At 45.6% G+C, this 18,449-nt stretch carries 20 protein-coding genes; 15 read left to right on the top strand and 5 right to left on the bottom strand.

Features of this window, described 5'->3' with window-relative positions:
• Positions 1-13 precede the first annotated feature (13 nt).
• Positions 14-322: a DUF4870 domain-containing protein gene (locus AC3WTJ_RS07195; protein WP_127456473.1), complete on the top strand. Its 309-nt coding sequence runs from the start codon at positions 14-16 to the stop codon at positions 320-322.
• A gap of 74 nt (positions 323-396) precedes the next feature.
• On the opposite strand, the gene AC3WTJ_RS07190 is transcribed toward AC3WTJ_RS07195, so the two are convergent.
• Positions 397-1,149, bottom strand: a complete 753-nt coding sequence (locus AC3WTJ_RS07190) for an MBL fold metallo-hydrolase (RefSeq protein ID WP_492521253.1) — start codon at positions 1,147-1,149, stop codon at positions 397-399.
• A gap of 243 nt (positions 1,150-1,392) precedes the next feature.
• Between AC3WTJ_RS07190 and AC3WTJ_RS07185 the strand changes: the two genes are divergently transcribed.
• The 5 genes from AC3WTJ_RS07185 to cyoD all read left to right on the top strand — a co-directional run bounded on the left by AC3WTJ_RS07185 (position 1,393) and on the right by cyoD (position 5,883).
• Positions 1,393-1,650 carry a hypothetical protein gene (locus tag AC3WTJ_RS07185; RefSeq protein WP_157326613.1) on the top strand — a complete coding sequence of 86 codons (258 nt, stop codon included), beginning with the start codon at positions 1,393-1,395 and terminating at the stop codon, positions 1,648-1,650.
• Between the two features lie 275 nt (positions 1,651-1,925).
• Complete coding sequence (gene cyoA, locus AC3WTJ_RS07180) at positions 1,926-2,915, top strand: ubiquinol oxidase subunit II (protein WP_492521252.1); 990 nt, start codon at positions 1,926-1,928, stop codon at positions 2,913-2,915.
• Between the two features lie 34 nt (positions 2,916-2,949).
• Positions 2,950-4,932, top strand: a complete 1,983-nt coding sequence (locus AC3WTJ_RS07175) for a cbb3-type cytochrome c oxidase subunit I (RefSeq protein WP_492521251.1) — start codon at positions 2,950-2,952, stop codon at positions 4,930-4,932.
• The gene (cyoC, locus tag AC3WTJ_RS07170) at positions 4,932-5,549 is read left to right on the top strand and encodes a cytochrome o ubiquinol oxidase subunit III (RefSeq protein ID WP_157326611.1); all 618 of its coding nucleotides are present in this window, start codon (positions 4,932-4,934) and stop codon (positions 5,547-5,549) included. The genes AC3WTJ_RS07175 and cyoC overlap by 1 nt, the downstream gene beginning before the upstream one ends.
• A 1-nt stretch (position 5,550) precedes the next feature.
• Positions 5,551-5,883: a cytochrome o ubiquinol oxidase subunit IV gene (cyoD, locus tag AC3WTJ_RS07165; protein ID WP_157326610.1), complete on the top strand. Its 333-nt coding sequence runs from the start codon at positions 5,551-5,553 to the stop codon at positions 5,881-5,883.
• A 73-nt stretch (positions 5,884-5,956) separates the two neighbouring features.
• On the opposite strand, the gene AC3WTJ_RS07160 is transcribed toward cyoD, so the two are convergent.
• The gene (locus AC3WTJ_RS07160) at positions 5,957-6,091 is read right to left on the bottom strand and encodes a hypothetical protein (protein ID WP_258567612.1); all 135 of its coding nucleotides are present in this window, start codon (positions 6,089-6,091) and stop codon (positions 5,957-5,959) included.
• Between the two features lie 177 nt (positions 6,092-6,268).
• Here AC3WTJ_RS07160 and AC3WTJ_RS07155 point away from each other — a divergent pair, with 177 nt between their 5' ends.
• A complete protein-coding gene (locus tag AC3WTJ_RS07155; protein ID WP_492521250.1) occupies positions 6,269-7,750 on the top strand; it encodes a L,D-transpeptidase family protein in 1,482 nt (493 codons plus the stop codon).
• 83 nt (positions 7,751-7,833) lie between these two features.
• On the opposite strand, the gene AC3WTJ_RS07150 is transcribed toward AC3WTJ_RS07155, so the two are convergent.
• Positions 7,834-8,949, bottom strand: a complete 1,116-nt coding sequence (locus AC3WTJ_RS07150; protein WP_492521249.1) for an aminopeptidase — start codon at positions 8,947-8,949, stop codon at positions 7,834-7,836.
• A 169-nt stretch (positions 8,950-9,118) separates the two neighbouring features.
• On the opposite strand from AC3WTJ_RS07150, the gene AC3WTJ_RS07145 reads away from it, so the two are divergent.
• Together AC3WTJ_RS07145 and AC3WTJ_RS07140 are read left to right on the top strand one after the other, a co-directional pair.
• Complete coding sequence (locus AC3WTJ_RS07145; protein ID WP_492521248.1) at positions 9,119-9,661, top strand: hypothetical protein; 543 nt, start codon at positions 9,119-9,121, stop codon at positions 9,659-9,661.
• Entirely contained in the window at positions 9,576-10,811 is a 1,236-nt protein-coding gene (locus AC3WTJ_RS07140) for an MFS transporter (protein WP_492521247.1), read from the top strand. Before AC3WTJ_RS07145 ends, AC3WTJ_RS07140 begins: the two co-directional genes overlap by 86 nt.
• Before the next feature lie 46 nt (positions 10,812-10,857).
• Here the strand turns inward: AC3WTJ_RS07140 and udk are convergent, their stop codons facing one another.
• A complete protein-coding gene (gene udk, locus AC3WTJ_RS07135) occupies positions 10,858-11,493 on the bottom strand; it encodes a uridine kinase (RefSeq protein WP_127456463.1) in 636 nt (211 codons plus the stop codon).
• A 115-nt stretch (positions 11,494-11,608) separates the two neighbouring features.
• Positions 11,609-11,926: a hypothetical protein gene (locus AC3WTJ_RS07130; protein ID WP_492521246.1), complete on the bottom strand. Its 318-nt coding sequence runs from the start codon at positions 11,924-11,926 to the stop codon at positions 11,609-11,611.
• 321 nt (positions 11,927-12,247) lie between these two features.
• On the opposite strand from AC3WTJ_RS07130, the gene AC3WTJ_RS07125 reads away from it, so the two are divergent.
• From AC3WTJ_RS07125 to AC3WTJ_RS07100, 6 genes are all read left to right on the top strand, one after another.
• The gene (locus AC3WTJ_RS07125) at positions 12,248-12,628 is read left to right on the top strand and encodes a hypothetical protein (RefSeq protein WP_492521245.1); all 381 of its coding nucleotides are present in this window, start codon (positions 12,248-12,250) and stop codon (positions 12,626-12,628) included.
• 13 nt (positions 12,629-12,641) lie between these two features.
• Entirely contained in the window at positions 12,642-14,177 is a 1,536-nt protein-coding gene (locus AC3WTJ_RS07120) for a sensor histidine kinase (RefSeq protein WP_492521244.1), read from the top strand.
• The gene (locus tag AC3WTJ_RS07115) at positions 14,174-15,739 is read left to right on the top strand and encodes a DUF3369 domain-containing protein (RefSeq protein ID WP_492521243.1); all 1,566 of its coding nucleotides are present in this window, start codon (positions 14,174-14,176) and stop codon (positions 15,737-15,739) included. The genes AC3WTJ_RS07120 and AC3WTJ_RS07115 overlap by 4 nt, the downstream gene beginning before the upstream one ends.
• Positions 15,740-15,815: 76 nt before the next feature.
• Entirely contained in the window at positions 15,816-15,956 is a 141-nt protein-coding gene (locus AC3WTJ_RS07110) for a hypothetical protein (RefSeq protein ID WP_164819706.1), read from the top strand.
• A gap of 236 nt (positions 15,957-16,192) precedes the next feature.
• A complete protein-coding gene (locus AC3WTJ_RS07105; RefSeq protein ID WP_492521242.1) occupies positions 16,193-17,044 on the top strand; it encodes a patatin-like phospholipase family protein in 852 nt (283 codons plus the stop codon).
• Positions 17,045-17,381: 337 nt separating this feature from the next.
• A complete protein-coding gene (locus AC3WTJ_RS07100; RefSeq protein ID WP_492521241.1) occupies positions 17,382-18,425 on the top strand; it encodes an ABC transporter substrate-binding protein in 1,044 nt (347 codons plus the stop codon).
• Positions 18,426-18,449 lie beyond the last annotated feature (24 nt).

The following is an 18,449-nucleotide window of genomic DNA, read 5'->3' as shown; positions in this document are numbered from 1 at the left end:
AGAGGTGCTGACCATGTACGATTCCACGGATATTCAAAGTAATAAAGGAATGGCTATTATTGCTTATATCTTGTTTTTCGTCCCGCTGATTGCTGCTAAAGATTCCAAGTTTGCTATGTACCACGCGAATCAAGGGCTGACACTATTCCTCTGCTGCGTGATCTTGAACGTAGTGCTGGGGATCATCCCGATTATCGGTTGGATTCTGCTGCCGCTCGCCAACCTGGCGCTTTTCATCTTCGCCATCCTGGGCATTGTTGCAGCCGCTCAAGGTCAAGTCAAACCGCTGCCGGTAATTGGCGCATACACGCTATTAAAGTAGTTTGACGTACATAATGGAAAGCAGGTTGCCTTGGGGGCAGCCTGCTTTTTATTTTAAGACCCGTATTTCGCCACTCAAAGCTCACTTGCTAGCTCAGCAATCCGTGCGCTCGATTTATCATGAAACAGCCCACCGTGATAACAAATGACCGTTTCGATGTCATAAGCGGTAAACTTCTTAACTGACTGCTTCGCCAACTCATAATCGTAGCAATACGCCGGTATTGGACCCATCAACTGTCCGTCGGCTACAACCAGTGCATCCGCCGCAATCAATGTTTTACTTGGTATGTGATAAAAGCTCAAATGCCCTGGTGTATGGCCTGGCGTCAAAATGACTTGAAGGCCACCAGCGATCGCAAGCACCTGGCCATCTTCCAAGATGCCATGAACTTTCCCTTTAGGAGGATTTTCTAAATTCGTTCGAAAAGCTTTCCGCCATTCGGGCGAAACATCCGCGGGCAAGCTTGCGACAGCGCGCTCAATGGCCTCCGGCGTAACTTTGATCAGCATTTTCTCGCCTTCAATATAAGGTTTCTCGAGCAGGCTGGCAAGTACGGTTAGTTTGCCTGGCATTTCTGATAAAAATGCAGGCAAGCTCCCGATATGGTCAATGTCCTGATGAGAGATCACAATCGTTTTTAAATCTTCAAGAGGGACAGAGGCGTGCTCGAATGCTTTACAAATAAGAGGGTAGTTCCCTGGATAGCCGGTATCGATTAATACGGCACCGTTGCTATCGCTCAATAGGATAGGATAAATAACGTTTGTTTGTCCCATGATGAGAACTTCCAGCTCCAACATATGAATTCCGTTTGCAATTTGCATCTTAATCCCTCCAACGTGATAGTAAAGAATGAAACTATCATACCTATAGAGGGTGTATTAAGTCAATAAAATATTTAATTATAACATAAACATAATGAAAAGTCAATAGTTAATTCTGTGAAATTCAGATTTTTATTTTTGTCCAAAATTTGATCAACGTGTGAATAAAATATGAACATTTTTTTGTTTTTTGTGTTATAATAACTGTATTAGACTTTTACTTCTGAGTTTGGAGTGATGATGATGGCTGTTAAAACAGTAACCGTAAGTAACGAACGCAGTGAACGTGATGTGGTGCCATTAGTAAAGTTAATGACTATCGCGGCATGGGCTTTGCTTGGCATAGGGTTAGTATTAAGCTTGTTGAGTTTGGATCATTTCAGTGATCGCAATGCTACGTTAATGATTGGAATCGGATTCATGGTAGGCAGTGTTTTCGTTTATGTGATTCGCACGGCGATTCATCTGGTTCATTCCCGTGCTGTGTCAAAGGACGAATGAGTACAAAAATCATGAATAAATTTAGCCTTTCAGGTGAATAACTTGAAGGGCTTTTTGATTTTCATGGATTTTCATACTTTTACATAATAGTCAACAAACGTTGTGTGACATTTGTTTTACAGTAAAACGTCGATCCTTTGACGTATTTGTTAAGTCCTGCTAGTGCCTGTGTACTTTTAAATGCAATTTGTTATCTTAGTATTAGATAAAAAAGCGCATGTTAATAAATACTTAGAAACAGCACTTTGTAGATTGTGGATTAGGAGGTTAGTTGGATGAAGAAGAGAAAACTCGTAAGAGCATTGCTGCCCTTGATGATGATTGCCATCGTCGTGTTATTGGCAGGCTGCAGCGGTCAAGCAATGGTATTGGATCCGAAAGGACCGATTGCTGAAACGCAAAAAGATTTGATGTACATCTCCACGGTTATGTGTTTGGTCATTCTTGTTCCGGTTTTGGCACTAACGGCATGGATTGTATGGCGGTATCGGGATCGAGAAGGAAGTAAAGCTTCTTATAAACCGAACTGGGCACACAACACAACACTAGAAGCTGTATGGTGGTCAATACCGATTATCATGATTGCGGCACTTGCTGTAATCACCGTTAAATATACGTATGCCTTGGAGCCATCCAAGCCGATTAAGTCGGAGAAAGCTCCGATTACGATCCAAGTGACATCGCTGGATTGGAAATGGCTGTTCACTTATCCGGAGTTAGGCATTGGCACACTTAACTATGTGCAAATTCCAGCGGATACACCGATCAAGTTTGAACTGACTTCTGACGCTCCGATGAACTCATTCTGGGTTCCGCAGTTAGGCGGACAGATTTATACGATGTCTGGAATGGCCATGACATTATATTTACAGGCAGATGAGATTGGTCATTATTTCGGAACGGGAGCTAATTTTAGCGGATCCCATTTCGCCGATATGACATTCGACGTGAATGCGACGTCCCAAGCGGACTTTGATGCCTTTGTTGCAAAAACCAAGCAATCGCCAACCAAACTTACGATGGAAAGTTATGAACAATTGGCGAAGCCTGGTCAATTAAAAGAGGTTCAGTATTTCTCCACCATTCCAGACGGACTATTCCAGAAGGTGGTAACGAAATATACGAATGGTCAATCCGCTCACAGCGGTCATGGAGCTTCTTCTGAAACCAATCATGATGCGATGAAAACCTCATCGGCATCAGAAAAAAGTGAAGCGAAAGATTCTAAACAAATGGATCATAGCCAAATGAATATGTCAAAATGATAGAACGAAGTTTTTACGAAAGGAAGTCATGCTCATGTTGGATCGTATTAAAGAGTTCGCATCAGAGTTTTTCGTAACGGGCGACCCGCTTATTCTGGGCGCTCAGGTAAGTATCGGGCTCTCGATGGTTGCTATGGTTTTCGTACTGACTTATTTCAAGAAATGGGGCTGGCTCTGGCGGGAGTGGTTAACAAGCGTTGACCATAAACGGATCGGAATCATGTACATCATTTGTTCCATCCTAATGCTATTCCGCGGCGGTGTCGACGCACTTTTGATGCGTGTACAGCTCGCCGTGCCAAATATGCAGTTTCTACAAGCCGATCACTATAACGCAATTTTCACAACGCATGGCGTTATTATGATTTTGTTCATGGCGATGCCGCTCATGTTCGGTTTGTTTAATATCGTTGTTCCTCTACAAATTGGAGCGAGGGACGTTGCCTATCCGTTCTTGAACTCACTTAGCTTCTGGTTGTTCTTCTGGGGAGCGATGCTGTTCAACGTGTCGTTCGTCATCGGCGGATCGCCGGATGCAGGATGGCTGAGCTATCCGCCGCTTTCCGAGCTTTCCCATAGTCCGGGCGTCGGACAGAACTTCTATATTTGGGGGATTCAAATCTCAGGTATCGGTAGTTTGGCGACAGGGATTAACTTTATCGTCACCATTATCAAAATGCGTGCGCCAGGCATGACGCTGATGAAAATGCCGATGTTTACTTGGTCTGTATTTTCCAGCTGCGTCACGATTATCTTTGCATTCCCAATTCTTACGGTTACTCTAGCATTATTGTTCCTGGATCGTTTCTTCGGTGCGCATTTCTTCACGCTGGATGGCGGCGGAAATCCGATGATGTACATCAACTTGATCTGGATGTGGGGACATCCTGAGGTTTACATCGTTGTCCTTCCGGCATTCGGGATTTTCTCGGAAATCGTTGCAACGTTCTCCAAGAAGAAATTGTTTGGTTACAAATCCATGGTTTTCGCGATGTTCATCATCAGCTTGTTGTCCTTCTTCACATGGGCGCATCACTTCTTCACGATGGGTTCAGGCGCGGATGTCAATGCGTTCTTCGCACTTACGACGATGCTGATTGCGATTCCTACCGGGGTCAAAGTCTTTAACTGGTTATTCACCATGTTCAGAGGGAAAATTCGTTTCTCGACGCCGATGATGTGGACGATTGCGTTCATACCGTGTTTCGTCGTAGGGGGAATGACAGGGGTCTTGCTTTCTGTTGCACCTGCTGACTTCCAATTCCATAACAGTTACTTCCTGATCGCGCATTTCCATCAAGTTTTAATTGGCGGTGTAGCTTTCGGATACTTCGCAGGTTTGTACTACTGGTGGCCGAAAATGTTCGGCTTCAAGCTCAACGAGCACTTAGGCAAATGGGCTTTCTGGTTGTGGAACATCGGCTTCTATGTTTGTTTCATGCCGCAATATTTCTTAGGCTTAGACGGGATGACTCGCCGTACGTATACGTACGATTTCGATATGGGCTGGGGACCGCTCAACTTGGTATCCACCATCGGCGGTTTCTTGATGGGGATCGGGTTCCTTTTCCAAGTATGGCAAATTGCCCACTCCATTAAGTTCAGAGAGCCGGATGTGACTGGAGATCCGTGGGATGGCCGTACGCTGGAGTGGTCGATTCCTTCACCTGCGCCAATTTACAACTTTGCTGTACTTCCACAAGTGTCTACGATCGATGCATGGTGGGAGACGAAGCAGAAGCAAGGTACCCAAGCTAAAGCAGCAGCAGCGGCGGCACCAGTCGTCTATGAACCGATTCATATGCCAAAAAATTCGGCTATTCCATTCCTTAAATCTGCATTTTGGTTCTTCGCAGGATTTGGTTTCGTATGGGATTGGATGTGGCTTACGATTCCAGCGCTGATCGGTGTCGGAGTTTGTATGATAGCTCGTTCATTTACTTATGACACGGACTACTACATTCCGGTTGACGAAATTAAACGGACAGAAGCCGCATTGAAAGGAGCGAAAGTCTAATGGCACATGCAGCCGCGAACGGTGGGCACGACGCTCATGCACACGACCATGAACATGATCACGAATCGCTCAAGACCTTCGGATTCTGGATTTTTCTAATCACGGATGTCATCTTATTCGGATCTTTATTCGCCACATATATGGTTCTTCATCAGAATACGAATGGGGGACCTACACCGGAAGAGCTTTTCAAAATGCCGGGTATCATCGCTGAGACATTTATTTTGCTTACCAGCTCTTTTACGAGCGGTTTAGCGGTGTTAGGCATGAACAAGGGGAACATGAAGCAGTTAATCGGCTGGCTGATTGTTACCGTTATTCTAGGGGCTTCTTTCGTCGGGCTTGAGGTATCGGAATTCGTTACCATGGTGAATCACGAGGGAGCATCCATTAGTACAAGTGCTTTCTTGTCCGGTTTCTTTGCACTCGTAGGGACGCACGGGCTTCACGTTTCAGTGGGATTAATCTGGATGATCGGGTTAATCCTGCAGCTTAGACGCAGAGGCATTACAGCTGTAACCAAGCGCAAAGTGGAAATTATTTCTTTGTACTGGCATTTCCTTGACGTCGTTTGGATCTTTGTCTTCACAATCGTTTATTTGATGGGGGTGATGTAAGATGAGCGGACACCAACACCATACAGGAACTCACGATAACCATGCGCACGGGTCGTTAAAATCTTATATCATCGGCTTCGCGCTCTCTATCATCTTAACCATCATTCCACTGGTTGTTGTTATGAACCACATGATGAGTAAGACTGGTACACTGGTTTTAATTCTCATCATGGCTATTCTGCAGTTTGCGGTGCAATTGTTCTTCTTCATGCATGTGAAGGAAGGCGAGAACGCGCGTTGGAATATTATGACGCTGATTTTTGGTCTCATTATTCTCGTGACCATCGTTGGCGGCTCCATTTGGATCATGACTTACAACCAAGTGGCGCATTAATACAAAGGTTAAAAGGAAAAGACGCTCTAAACCGCGATCGCGCGGGAAGGGGCGTCTTTTTCCTATTAGGAGCTTAGCAGGATGACTTGTTATTGCGTTCTTTCATTTCACGTTTATCTTGTTGGGCGGCTTTGTCTCCAAATTGATCCAGTCGAGAAGGGCTGCCGGATGGTCCGTTGTTTTTCGGTTTGCTGTTTCTCCCACTCATCTCTATCACCTCCGAGATTCAGCTTTTGCTAATTAGACAAGGTTCATGCTGGTGCTTTCAGGAAGCAAGAAAGGGGTTGTTTTCATGTTGCTAACATGATACATTATGTATCAGAGATACTAAACGTATCAGTCATCCGTTATGGACAAGCTAATCTATTGAACGGAGAGGAGCCGAATGATACGCCGTAACCAGCGATTTCGTAACCATCTCGATGACAATCTCATTCATTTGCGCAAGAACTTGTTCATTTCTCCATCCGACCCGATGTACTATGAGAAGGTGATCCGGTATCTGGATGCGACTTCACCGGAAGCTCATTATAAAATCGGGCAAAAGTTTCAAAAAAGAGGGAATTTCAAGCGAGCTATTTTTCATTACAAGGAAGTTCTTCGCACCTACCCGTCCCCGTTCTATTCTGCCGCGAATCGAGCGATTCGCGACATCGAAGAGGAGAAGGCCGCACATGCGATGAACATGCAGCAAGCTTTCCCGGAGGAAGCGAAGGGAATTTTGCCGCCTTTTATGAAAACGCTGCTCATCGTTCTACTTGTCCTTAATCTTTTGTTAATCGTTTTGTTTGCGGGGAGTAATCCGCTCTACAAAACCATTTCTACGATGAAGGTCTGGGGCGCTGGCAGCGACATTACCTACGAAACGGTTGACGCTCCTTTCGTGATGTACATCGCACCTGAGACCGAGAACCAAGCGATTGAAACCGCCTTGCACAAACAAGCGCTGGAGCTGGCGAAGGAAATGCCGAAGACGAACATCCTGATCTACGGCGTTATTTCCCAGGATAACACGGCTCAGGGGAAAACCATGCTGCTCCGAGACGAGGAGCTGACGAAGAGTGCTGTGGTCGTTGCTGAATACCATCCTGCGACAGATGAAGCCGTAAAAATTCGTTTCTTGAATACCGAATTTGGAAAGCACCAACCGCTAAGTGCGATTGGTGCTAATTTAGTTCGCACGGCACTGGCGGCATACACCAAAGATCACGGCAGCCCGCCAGCCCGTCTGGATGCGCTGCTGCAGGATTATCCGAACAACTATCTTAGCTTTATCCCTTTGGAAGCGACAACGGGCTCTAATGGCATTTCTGAGGCTTTCACGGGGAATGGGGGCTGGGTGTACGCACCGGATGCGGCCAACCCTTCGCAGATGTTCTATGCGAATTCCGCTGATATGCAAGATATCCCGTACGACCCCGTTCATATTGAAATCAATAAAAAGGAACATCAACTCAAACTCGTAAGCGGAGATTATATTTTATGGGATAAAGAAATCGGCCTTGGCGCAAATGACCGCACACCGCAAGGTCAATTCCTCGTGAAGGACCGCGTGCAAAACCCTCAGGGAAGCCGCACACAGAGTTACGGGGAAGCCGGTTTGGGGTTGGGGGCAATTGCGCTTCACGGCACTTACGATGAGAGTTCCATCGGTTCGGACAAATCGCTGGGGTGTGTGCGATTGACGAACGGGGACGTGCAGCAGCTCTTTCCATTTGTACCTAAGGGCGCAGAAGTACAAATCCAGGCATCGACATGGGCTGGGGCAAGCCATGAACAGCTGAAGGACATCAATCTGCTTATTCCTGCCACGCGGCCGACCTTAGATGAGTCGCCGGAAGACGTCATGTTTCATTGGCTTGGGTAAGTGATTAGCCAAATTTAATGCCATTACATAAAAAAGCAGCTGAAGCTATCCGATCGTTCCGGATGCCTCAACTGCTTATTTGATTACATTAAGTTTTCCGGATTCAGCTTCTCAAGCTCCGGTAGGATGAAACGTCCGTCTTTGCGAATAAGCACATCGTCAAAGTAAATTTCTCCGCCGCCGTATTCCGGACGTTGGATCAGGACCATATCCCAATGAACGGAAGAACGGTTCGTGTTATCCGCGGTTTCATAGGCTTGGCCTGGCGTGAAGTGGATGCTGCCATCAATCTTCTCATCGAAAAGAATGTCTTTCATCGGATGCTGAATATAAGGATTCACCCCGATAGCGAATTCACCGATATAACGCGCTCCGTCATCCGTATCCAGAATATCGTTTAATTTCTTGGTGTCATTGCTGGTCGCTTCCACAATGCGCCCGTTTTCGAAACGAAGCACGATGTTCTCGAAGGAGGTGCCGGAGTAGATCGTTGGTGTATTGTAGCTGATTACACCGTTCACAGAATCTTTCACCGGAGCCGTGTACACTTCGCCATCCGGGATATTTCTCAGCCCGGAGCAAGGAACTGCGCCAATATTTTTAATGGAGAAAGAGATGTCCGTGCCTTTGGCAACTAAGCGAACTTTATCTGTTCTCTTCATCAGGTCTACCAGCGATTCCATAGCTGTCGCCATTTTGCTGTAATCAAGGTTGCAAACATCAAAGTAGAAGTTTTCGAATTCCTCGGTGCTTTTGCCTGCAAGCTGGGCCATGGAAGGGTTCGGGTAGCGCATGACACACCATTTGGTATTGTTAATGCGCTCGTCAAAGAGCGGACGTTGGAAATATTTCAAGTACAGGCGCATTTGCTCATCTGGCACGTCGGACGATTCCGTAATGTTATCTCCGCTGCGAACGGCTACATAAGCATCCATCTTCTTCATGCGGGCAAGCTCGAAATCAGCCCATTCACTAAATTGTTCTTGAGTCCCTTTCATTTGCAAGCTTCTCATGACCATAGGATCACGCAGTTCAATGAATGGCTTGCCGCCTACGGCATATACTTCTTCGATGAAGCATTTGGCTAGTTCGGGATCTTTGACGCCAATCATCTCAATCAGAATGTTCTCGCCAGGTTGAAGGCTAACCGAGTAGCGGATAATGTTGCGGGCAAATGTTTGAAGTCGTGGATCTCTCATTCTATAGGTCTCCCTTAATTGAAAATTAGTACTTAGAAAGTATATCGCAATGGGAGCCTTAAAGCCAATTGAGCCCTCATTTCATAGAACTTTAAAGGGTATGCTACAATAGAGAATTGTGAAGAACTAGACTTGCTTGATCACATCAAACATCAAGAGGAGGACATGCATGGCAAGAGAGCAGATTAAAGTGCCTTTCGGGTATGAACCCCCTGCCCAAACGCACAAAGGCACGGTGTTTGTATTCGAAACCTTCGAAGATTGGACGGAAGCCGACATGCAGGCATTTACGGCATGGGCGGAGGAGAAGAAATTCGTCAGAGCCATCTTTTACCCGCAGCATGAAGAAACGCTTCGTAGAATGGCTATTACGACCAGTATGCCCTATTATGCCAGAGTGAAGCATTTGGAAAGCCTTGTGAAACAAGTGAACACTTCGGTTCAAGTGGATGTAGACACATGGGAGGGAAAACGTAAGAAATATACCCCTCTGGACACTTCCTTGCATTTTTTAACGGAGAAATCATCAGGTCCTTATTTTTTATGCCTAAGTGATCGCTATGCCAATTTGTTCGTTACGTATCCGTCCTTTAAGGAATGGATTAAGAACCTAAGATTATACATTCATGAGCAGTTCCATGTCCCGCTCCATGCCAAGCTGCACGATTACACTCAAAGATGGGAAACTGTTCGTTTTGGAAAAGGCTCTTAAAGAGGGGCTAGCCCCTCAAAAATTAACCATATTAATTATGGTCATTATTGTAGCAGGCATGAGCCAAGGCATGCTTCTGCCGCTGCTTACGATTTTGCTGGATCGATCGGGGGTATCTGCAGATGCCAATGGCCTGAATGCCGCTGCTCTGTATATCGGTATTTTCTCGACGATGTTCTTCATCGAAAAGCCGGTCAGGCGGTTTGGCTATAAGCCGGTTATTATGGTTGGGATGGGACTGGTCATCGCGGCGAACTGCTTGTTTCCTGCCTGGCAGCATATCGGATTCTGGTTTGTGCTTCGCTTAATGGTAGGAATAGGGGATAGCGCTCTTCATTATGCCACACAGCTATGGATTGTAACGTCCAGCCCCAAAGAGCATAGGGGACGCAATATCACGTTGTACGGAATGGCCTACGGCATCGGATTCAGCTTAGGGCCAGTTGGGATTACACTTTTAAAAGTGGGGATTTGGGGGCCGTTTCTGAACACAAGCAGCTTTTTTATTGTCATTTTGCTGCTGATGACAAGGCTGAAAAATGATCGTCCTGAAAGAGGCGAACGGGTGGAAGCTGTACATAAGCGTGCTTCAAAAGTGGCTGCGATGGCCTGGTTTCCACTGATTACTTCGCTTTTATATGGGTATATGGAAGCCTCGATGAACAGCAACTTTCCGCTCTACGGTTTACGCATAGGTCTGTCAGAGGCTAACATTGGAGTTCTATTGCCTGTCATGGGGGTAGGCGGCCTTATCATGCAGCTGCCGCTGGGCATATGGAGTGATCGCATCGGGAGGAAGAAAATCCTCATCTCATCCGGGCTTATTGGCGCGCTAGCCTTTCTATGTATTCCGTTTGCAGGAACGAAACTATGGCTGATTGGCTTGTTATTTGCCATTGCCGGAGGTATGGTAGGCTCGTTTTTTTCGCTTGGACTTGCCTACGCGGCAGACATTTTACCTAGACATCTGCTTCCCACGGCCAATGTGTTGGCGTCTATTCAGTACAGTGTCGGGAGCATTGCCGGCCCTTTAATCGGAGGAATAGCTATTCGTTACTCGAATGTGGCCAGCATTTTTTATATGCTCAGTCTTATTTACGTCCTATTTGCACTCTCTGGGCTTATGTTTCGCCGTGAAACAACGGCATAAAGAAAGACACTCTTACCAGCAATGGCGAGAGTGTCTTTTTCTTGTTTTAACCTATTTCATAATCAGCAGCCTGATCCGTCATATAACGTTCCGTCAGAATGGTCAGCATGGAGATACCGATCTGGTTTTCTCCGCCTTCAGGAATAATAATGTCCGCATATTTCTTGGAAGGCTCGATGAAAGCATCATGCATAGGCTTCACCGTCGTCAAATACTGATCGAAGACCGATTGCAGCGTACGCCCCCGTTCATTAATGTCCCGGGAAAGTCGGCGAAGGATACGCACATCCGGGTCCGTATCAACAAACACCTTGATATTCAAAGCGCTTCGAAGATCTTCATCGGTTAATACATGGATGCCCTCTAGCAACACAATTGGCTTAACTTCAACTCGGATCGTTTCTTGCGAGCGCGCATGTTTCGAGAAATCATATACAGGGATATTGACTGCGTTTCCGTTCTTCAATTCATTCAGATGCTTAAGCAGCAGCTCGTTCTCAAACGCGCGCGGGTGATCGTAGTTAATGCGCTCCCGCTCTTCAAAAGTAAGACCACTATGATGAAGATAGTAATTATCTTGTGAAATTAATGTCACGTTCGTGGATCCCAGTTTATTAATGATCGATCTGGCTACTGTAGTTTTTCCTGAACCGGTACCTCCGGCAATTCCGATAACGAGCATGAAATGTAGTGCCTCCCCAAATAACTTGAAAACCTTCCCCAGTAGTTTAACATATTGTTCATATAAAAAGAAAAAAGCGATCGAATTTCGATCACCTTTTACGTAGAACCGATGTTTACCGAATTTGCTTAGGGGTGTGAAATTTTACTTGATTGGCATCGACGTCCTGAGAAGCTTGGTTCAATTGCTCCATCGTTTGCTGGATTTGCTGCCCATACTGCGCATTATTGTAGGTTTGAAGCTGGGCCTGAGCATCTCTAACTTTGTGTTTGGCTTGCGTCAAAGCTGCTTGAGCCGATTGTATATCTTGAGGGTGAGCCTGCATGATGGCTCTTTGCAGTTTATACTCAGCATCCGAAGCCAATCGTATGGCTTGATCTGCTGCGTCAATGGCATGTTGAACCTGCATCGAAAAATCACGGGTGTCGGACATAGGGGAGAGCCTCCTAAGAATGTAGTTGTTTTAAAATGAACAGCGACTTTACTACATTGCTCCAAAGCTGGGGAAATCATTCTTCATTCGGGAAATGAAATTATTTCCTGGGTAAGCGCAAAATGTGAGCGTTCTCATGACAATTCGACAAGAAAAGTCTGAAAATTAAGAATACATTGAATAGTGTTCTAACAAAGGGTTTTGTTTCCAAAATATAAGTGGACAAACTTTATGAATATTCATAAGCTAAAGAGGATAGCTTTTTTTGAGTACATATCCTTGCATGAATAGACATTTGACGATTAAATAGGGGATGAAAAGATGAGAATTTGTAAAAGTATTTGCTTGGCAGCTGCAATGGCCATCGTCATTTCCGGATGTGGGCCTGCGAAAACGAGTACAGCGCCGACAAATACGTATACGCCAACATTAGAAGTCAGTGCGGCTGTCAATGGCGATGCCGTAACGCTGCAGATGACGACGGACCTGAAGATTTCGAAGGAGCATTATGATCAACAACGGGTTGAAGGGGAAGGGCACATCCATATTTCCCTGGATAAAGGCGAGAAAATTGTCGTGACGGACAAGCAGAAAGTGCTGGATCATTTGAGCAAGGGGCCGCATGAAGTCAAAGTATCTTTACATAACAACGACCATACGCCTTACGACGTTAGCAAATCGATAACGTTCGACGTCAAATAGGAGCCTCTTGCATATGCCCATACTGCGAAAGAAGCTCAGTTTACAGAAACGAATCGTATTTCTGATTACATCGGTGACAGTCATTATGATTTCGACGATGATGGTGTTCGATACGAAGAGTTTAAATCAATCCATCAAAGAAGCTTACGTGAGCCAAATTAGCGGCATGACCATCGCCATCAACGGACGTTACGAGGAATCCCGGTCGATTTCGGATGTGCAGCAAATTTTTGACTATATTCAATATAAAAACACGCGGGTTCTCGAAATGAAGCTCTACAGCAAAGACGGAGCCATTCTGGCTGCTTCTGATCGCGAACAGGTCGGCAAGCGTCTAGATCCATCCAGCGTGATTATTCCAAAGCAGGACAAAACGATCGTAGACCGGCAGCCGATGGCGAAAAGCGAGAAGCCGGTTGTAAGGCTCATTGCGCCGCTGCAGGAAGATGGCATGGTTGTTGGAGCCGTGGAAGTCATTTTCGACTCTTCCGAGGAATCTGTGCTGCTTAAGAAGCGCACGAAGCTCATTTTAGCTGTAGGCATTAGCATTGCTATCATCTTATCCGTTTTGCTATGGCTTATCTTACGCACAATTGTCATTCGACCTTTAAGCAAGCTTCGCGAAGCTGCTGTGATTGTCAAGCAGGGCGGGGAGCTTCCGCTGCTGCAATTTCAGACTTCTCCCGAAATTACGGAAGTATCCGAGGCTTTTAATGATATGGTAAAAAATCTGGATGAACGCTATAAGGAGCTCCAGCAGGCGCTCAACACGCTGCAAATTACGCAGGATCAATTGGTTCAATCCGAGAAGATGGGAGCCTTAGGAAATCTTGTTGCGGGTGTCTCCCATGAAATTAATACGCCCATTGGCATAGGAGTTACCGCGATCACCTATTTGGATCAGAAGACGAAGGATTTCCGGAGCTTGTATGAAACAGGTAAAATGAAAAAGTCTGATTTGGAACAGTTTCTTTCCATCATTGGTGAAACGAACGCCATGGTCCAGACGAATTTGGAACGCGCCTCTTCGCTAGTGCGCAGCTTTAAGCAAATTTCTGTCGATCAGAGCGTGGAAGTGAAACGTACGTTTCTTTTGCGGGAGTACCTAGAAGGAATCGTTGCCAGCTTGAAGCCATCACTGAAGAAAACGAGACTTCGTGTAGATATTTATTGTGATGAAAGTCTTAATCTTTATACATATCCCGGAGCGTTATCGCAAATTGTTACGAATTTAGTCATGAATTCATTGAATCATGCCTATGGGCCGGAAGATGAAGGCAGCTTAAGCATTCGTGTCACTGAACACCAAGACCATATTCGGATCGCTTATTCCGATGATGGCAAGGGAATGACGCAGGATGTACTGGATCATATCTTTGATCCCTTCTTTACGACCAGCCGCGGCAAAGGCGGCACCGGCTTAGGGATGAATATCGTTTATAACCTTGTCACGCAATCGCTGAGTGGCAACATCCAGTGCTTGAGTACGCTGGGACAAGGCAGTTTGTTTATGATCACGATTCCGTTAGAGGAGGAGTCAGAGCTATGACGAGACAGGATGGGTTAATGGACCTGGATGAGCTTCTTTTTGCTGATGAGGAAGAGAACGTTCCCACAAATGATGTTGTGATGGAACAGGAACCGTGGGTTGTCTTAATTGTCGATGATGAAAAACAGATTCATCAAGTGACGAAGATGGTTTTGCAGGATTTCGAGTTTGATGGCAGGAAATTGGAGTTTCACAGTGCTTTTTCCGCTGCGGAAGCTAAACAAGTCTTACAGGAGCAGCCTAATGCAGCATTGGTCTTGCTCGATGTAGTGATGGAACAGGAAGATGCAGGGCTTCAAACTGTAAGATATATACGCGAGGAATTAAAAGATACAGCGATACGCATTATTTTGCGTACAGGCCAGCCCGGTCAAGCTCCTGAGCGTACAGTCATAATGGATTATGACATTAATGATTACAAAGAGAAAACCGAGCTAACGACCCAAAAGCTGTTCACGACCGTCGTTACCGCGCTGCGCTCATATCGGGATTTGAAGACAATTGAGAAAAGCAGATCAGGCCTGGAGGAAATTATTAAATCTTCAGCAACGCTGTTTGAGCTGCAATCTATGAAGAAATTTGCCTCGGGCGTATTAACGCAAATGACCTCGATCGTTAACTTGCATAAAAATGCCATTCATTGCAGCTTTGCCGTAACAAAGGGTGTCGAGGATATTTATATCTTAGCTGCGAGCGGCGACTATGCGTCCAATCAGGATGAAAGAGCGCGTGATGTCGTTCCCGAGCACGTACTCGGTGAAATTGAGCTCGCTTTTTTAACGAAAAAAAGCTCGTTCGCTTCTGACCGTTTTGTGATTTATTTTCAAAGCAAGATGGGGATGGAGAATGTCATTTATATGAATGGCTTCAAAGAGCTGAGCGAGTGGGAGCGGTATTTGATCGATATTTACTGCACGAACGTTTCCGTTGCTTTTGAGAATATATATTTGAATGAAGAGTTGGAAAGCACGCAGCAAGAAATCATCTATACGATGGGTGAAATCACCGAAACACGATCCCGGGAAACGGGGCATCATGTGAAGCGAGTAGCGGAATATTCGCGTTTGCTGGCGATAAAATACGGATTGTCAGAGCAAGAAGCAGAAGTTATTCGTCTAGCCTCGCCGATGCACGATGTGGGGAAAGTCGGAATTCCGGATGCGATCCTGAACAAGCCGGGCCCATTGACACAGGAAGAATTCGAAATTATGAAAACCCACTCGAATTTGGGTTATGAAATGCTGAAGCATTCGAACAAGCAAGTGTTGAACGCTGCGGCAATCATTGCGCAGCAGCATCATGAGCGTTTCGATGGCTCGGGGTATCCGCATGGACTTCGTGGAGAGGATATTCACGTCTATGGGCGTATTACGGCGTTAGCCGATGTGTTTGACGCACTGTGCAGTGATCGTGTCTATAAGAAAGCATGGGAGCTGGATAGGGTGCTGGATTTATTGAAATCAGAACGCGGACGCCATTTTGACCCTGTGGTTGTGGATCTTTTTCTGGAGTACTTGGATGAATTTCTGGTGATTAAGGAGTTATACAGAGAACAACGTTAACGGCATTAAGGATCGATAAAGCATAATTAGCCGGCAGCCTTCTCATACTAGGTGGGAGATGATGGAGGTGAAGGCAATGACCAAAGTGAATCGTCCTGATAAGAAGAATAATCAGCAGAATGACGCTTCCTTGATGGAAGAAGCTCAGACGTTAAAGAAGCAAAATGCTGCTGAATTTCCACCTAGTTTAAACAACATTAACAAAACGAATTCATAGTTAAAGCGGTAAGGCTGTTCAAAAGGTCACGATAGACCTGCGAGCAGCCTTTTCTTATAGGCTTGGGGAATTGGGTCAAAAACGCGGATTATATGGGGTAATCCCCGAATCCATATAAAAAAAGAGCTTGAACCTGCTTCTTTGTCACTCTTACGGAGACGGAGGAGCATTTATTTTAATTGACATTTCCTGTATGCTAATAAAGGGCTAGAGATAGACAGAAAGAAGGTGTCACGATGGAAGGAATTGGACTCGTACTGGAAGGTGGAGGTATGCGAGGCGTATACACCGCGGGAGTCTTGGAATACTTTATGGAACAAGATTGGTATTTCCCGTATGTAGTTGGTGTATCAGCCGGAGCCTGCAACGCGGTATCCTATATTTCGAAACAACCTGGTCGCAATAAGAAAGTGACCATTGACTATATTGGGGATCATCGGTATTTAAGTTATCGTAATTTATTGCGTCATAAGAGCATATTTGGCATGGATTTTATCTTCAATGAATTGCCTAATAAATTAGTGCCGTTTGATTACGATGCATTCTATCGTTCCCCTCAGCAATTCGCTATCGGAACGACTGATGCACATACAGGAGAACCGGTCTATTATACGAAGCATCAACTTGACCAGCAAACGATGCCGATCGTTCAAGCATCAAGCTCGCTGCCGTTTGTTGCTCAGCCCATTCATTATGATGGCCGTACTTTATTTGATGGCGGCTTGGTAGATCCAATCCCTGTGAGAAAATCGGTCGCAGACGGGAACAGAAAGCATATCATCGTACTAACCAAAGAGATGGGTTATCGCAAGACCCCATTCAAACAGCGCTGGTTAGCTAAAAGCTTTTACCCGAAATATGATGGCTTGGTGGATGTGTTAGTTAATCGCAGTGAAATTTATAATGGCACGCTAGAGCTCGTTAGGCAAATGGAAGCGGATGGCAGCGCGATCGTCATTCGTCCATCGTCCAAGGTGCTGGTAGGCCGGATGGAGAAAAATCCTAAGAAACTCGAAGTTTTACACGAGTTGGGTTATCAGGATGCGAAACGGCTGGGTTCGCAATTGAAGGAATGGCTTGTTAATTAATCGATGGATAAGAAGAAAAAGTAACCGAATGTTCATAAGAACCGCGATTTCTGTGAATAGGAATGGTGGTTTTTGTTTGCATTCATAGCGAACATGCGGTATGGTAATATCAAACCAATAAGAACCCACGGGAGCTTGAGTCGTCAGGCTGAGATTGTGACCGAAATGTCACTAACCGTTAATCTGATCTGGGTAATGCCAGCGTAGAGAATTCACACAAAATGTTTGTCTATTTCTTAATTTTGTATGGGTTTATCATCTTTCTACCAATGGCGCTCCCGGATAACGGGAGCTTTTTCTTGTGGTTATATAGATATAAGGGAGAGGGAAACAAGAAATGAACTGGAAAAAAATTGCACCACTCATGCTCGTGAGCTTGACTGTCCTTGCAGCAGGTTGCGGGAAACAAGAGGCGAAACCCGCCAATCCGGCTAGCCCGGCTACTTCTGCTACTCCAGCCGCTTCGGCTAAACCGCTGACGGATGTAAAGGTTGTCCTGGACTGGACGCCGAACACCAACCATACGGGTCTGTATGTGGCGAAAGACCAAGGATTTTTTGAACAAGAAGGACTGAATGTTCAAATTATTGCGCCTGGCGAAGCCGGAGCCGATGCGATGATTGCTTCAGGAGCGGCTGAATTCGGGGTCTCTTATCAAGAAAGCATTACGCAGGGACGCATCCAAGGTGTACCCCTCGTTTCCATTGCAGCTGTTATTCAGCATAATACATCGGGATTTGCTTCACCGGTAGCGAAAAACATTAAAACACCTAAGGATTTCGAAGGCAAAACATACGGTGGTTGGGGAGCCCCGGCGGAAAGCGCAATGATCGACTCGCTGATGCAATCCGAGAAAGCTGATCCAAGCAAAGTGAAAAACGTAAATATCGGTGATGCCGATTATTTCACAGCGGTCAAAAGAGATATCGATTTCGCATGGATTTATTATGCTTGGACAGGTGTGGACGCCGAGCTTCGCGGAGAGCCGCTGAACATGATTTATTTGAACAAATATTCGGATAAACTGGACTACTATACTCCTGTATTAGCAACAAACGAAAAACTGATTAAAGAGAAGCCGGAGCTCGTTAAAGCGTTCACGGCGGCAGCGGCCAAGGGTTATCAATTCGCAATCAGCAAGCCTGAGGATGCCGCCAATATTTTGATCAAAGCTGTACCTGACTTGGATGCCAAACTCGTGTTGGCCAGCCAAAAATGGCTCAGCCCTCGTTATCAGGATGATGCGCCGCGTTGGGGCGAACAAAAACGTCAAGTATGGGAAAATTACGCGAACTGGATGTTGGAGCATAAGCTTTTGGAGAAAAATCTTGATGTAGACGCAGCGTTTACGAACAATTTCTTGCCTGCGGGCACGAAATAATTTTATGACTCGGAAGGGGCTTTT

This window comes from Paenibacillus sp. FW101-FHT12H11, assembly GCF_058790355.1.
The sequence above is the reverse complement of the archived record's forward strand: the minus strand, read 5'-3'. Positions and strand labels throughout refer to the sequence as shown.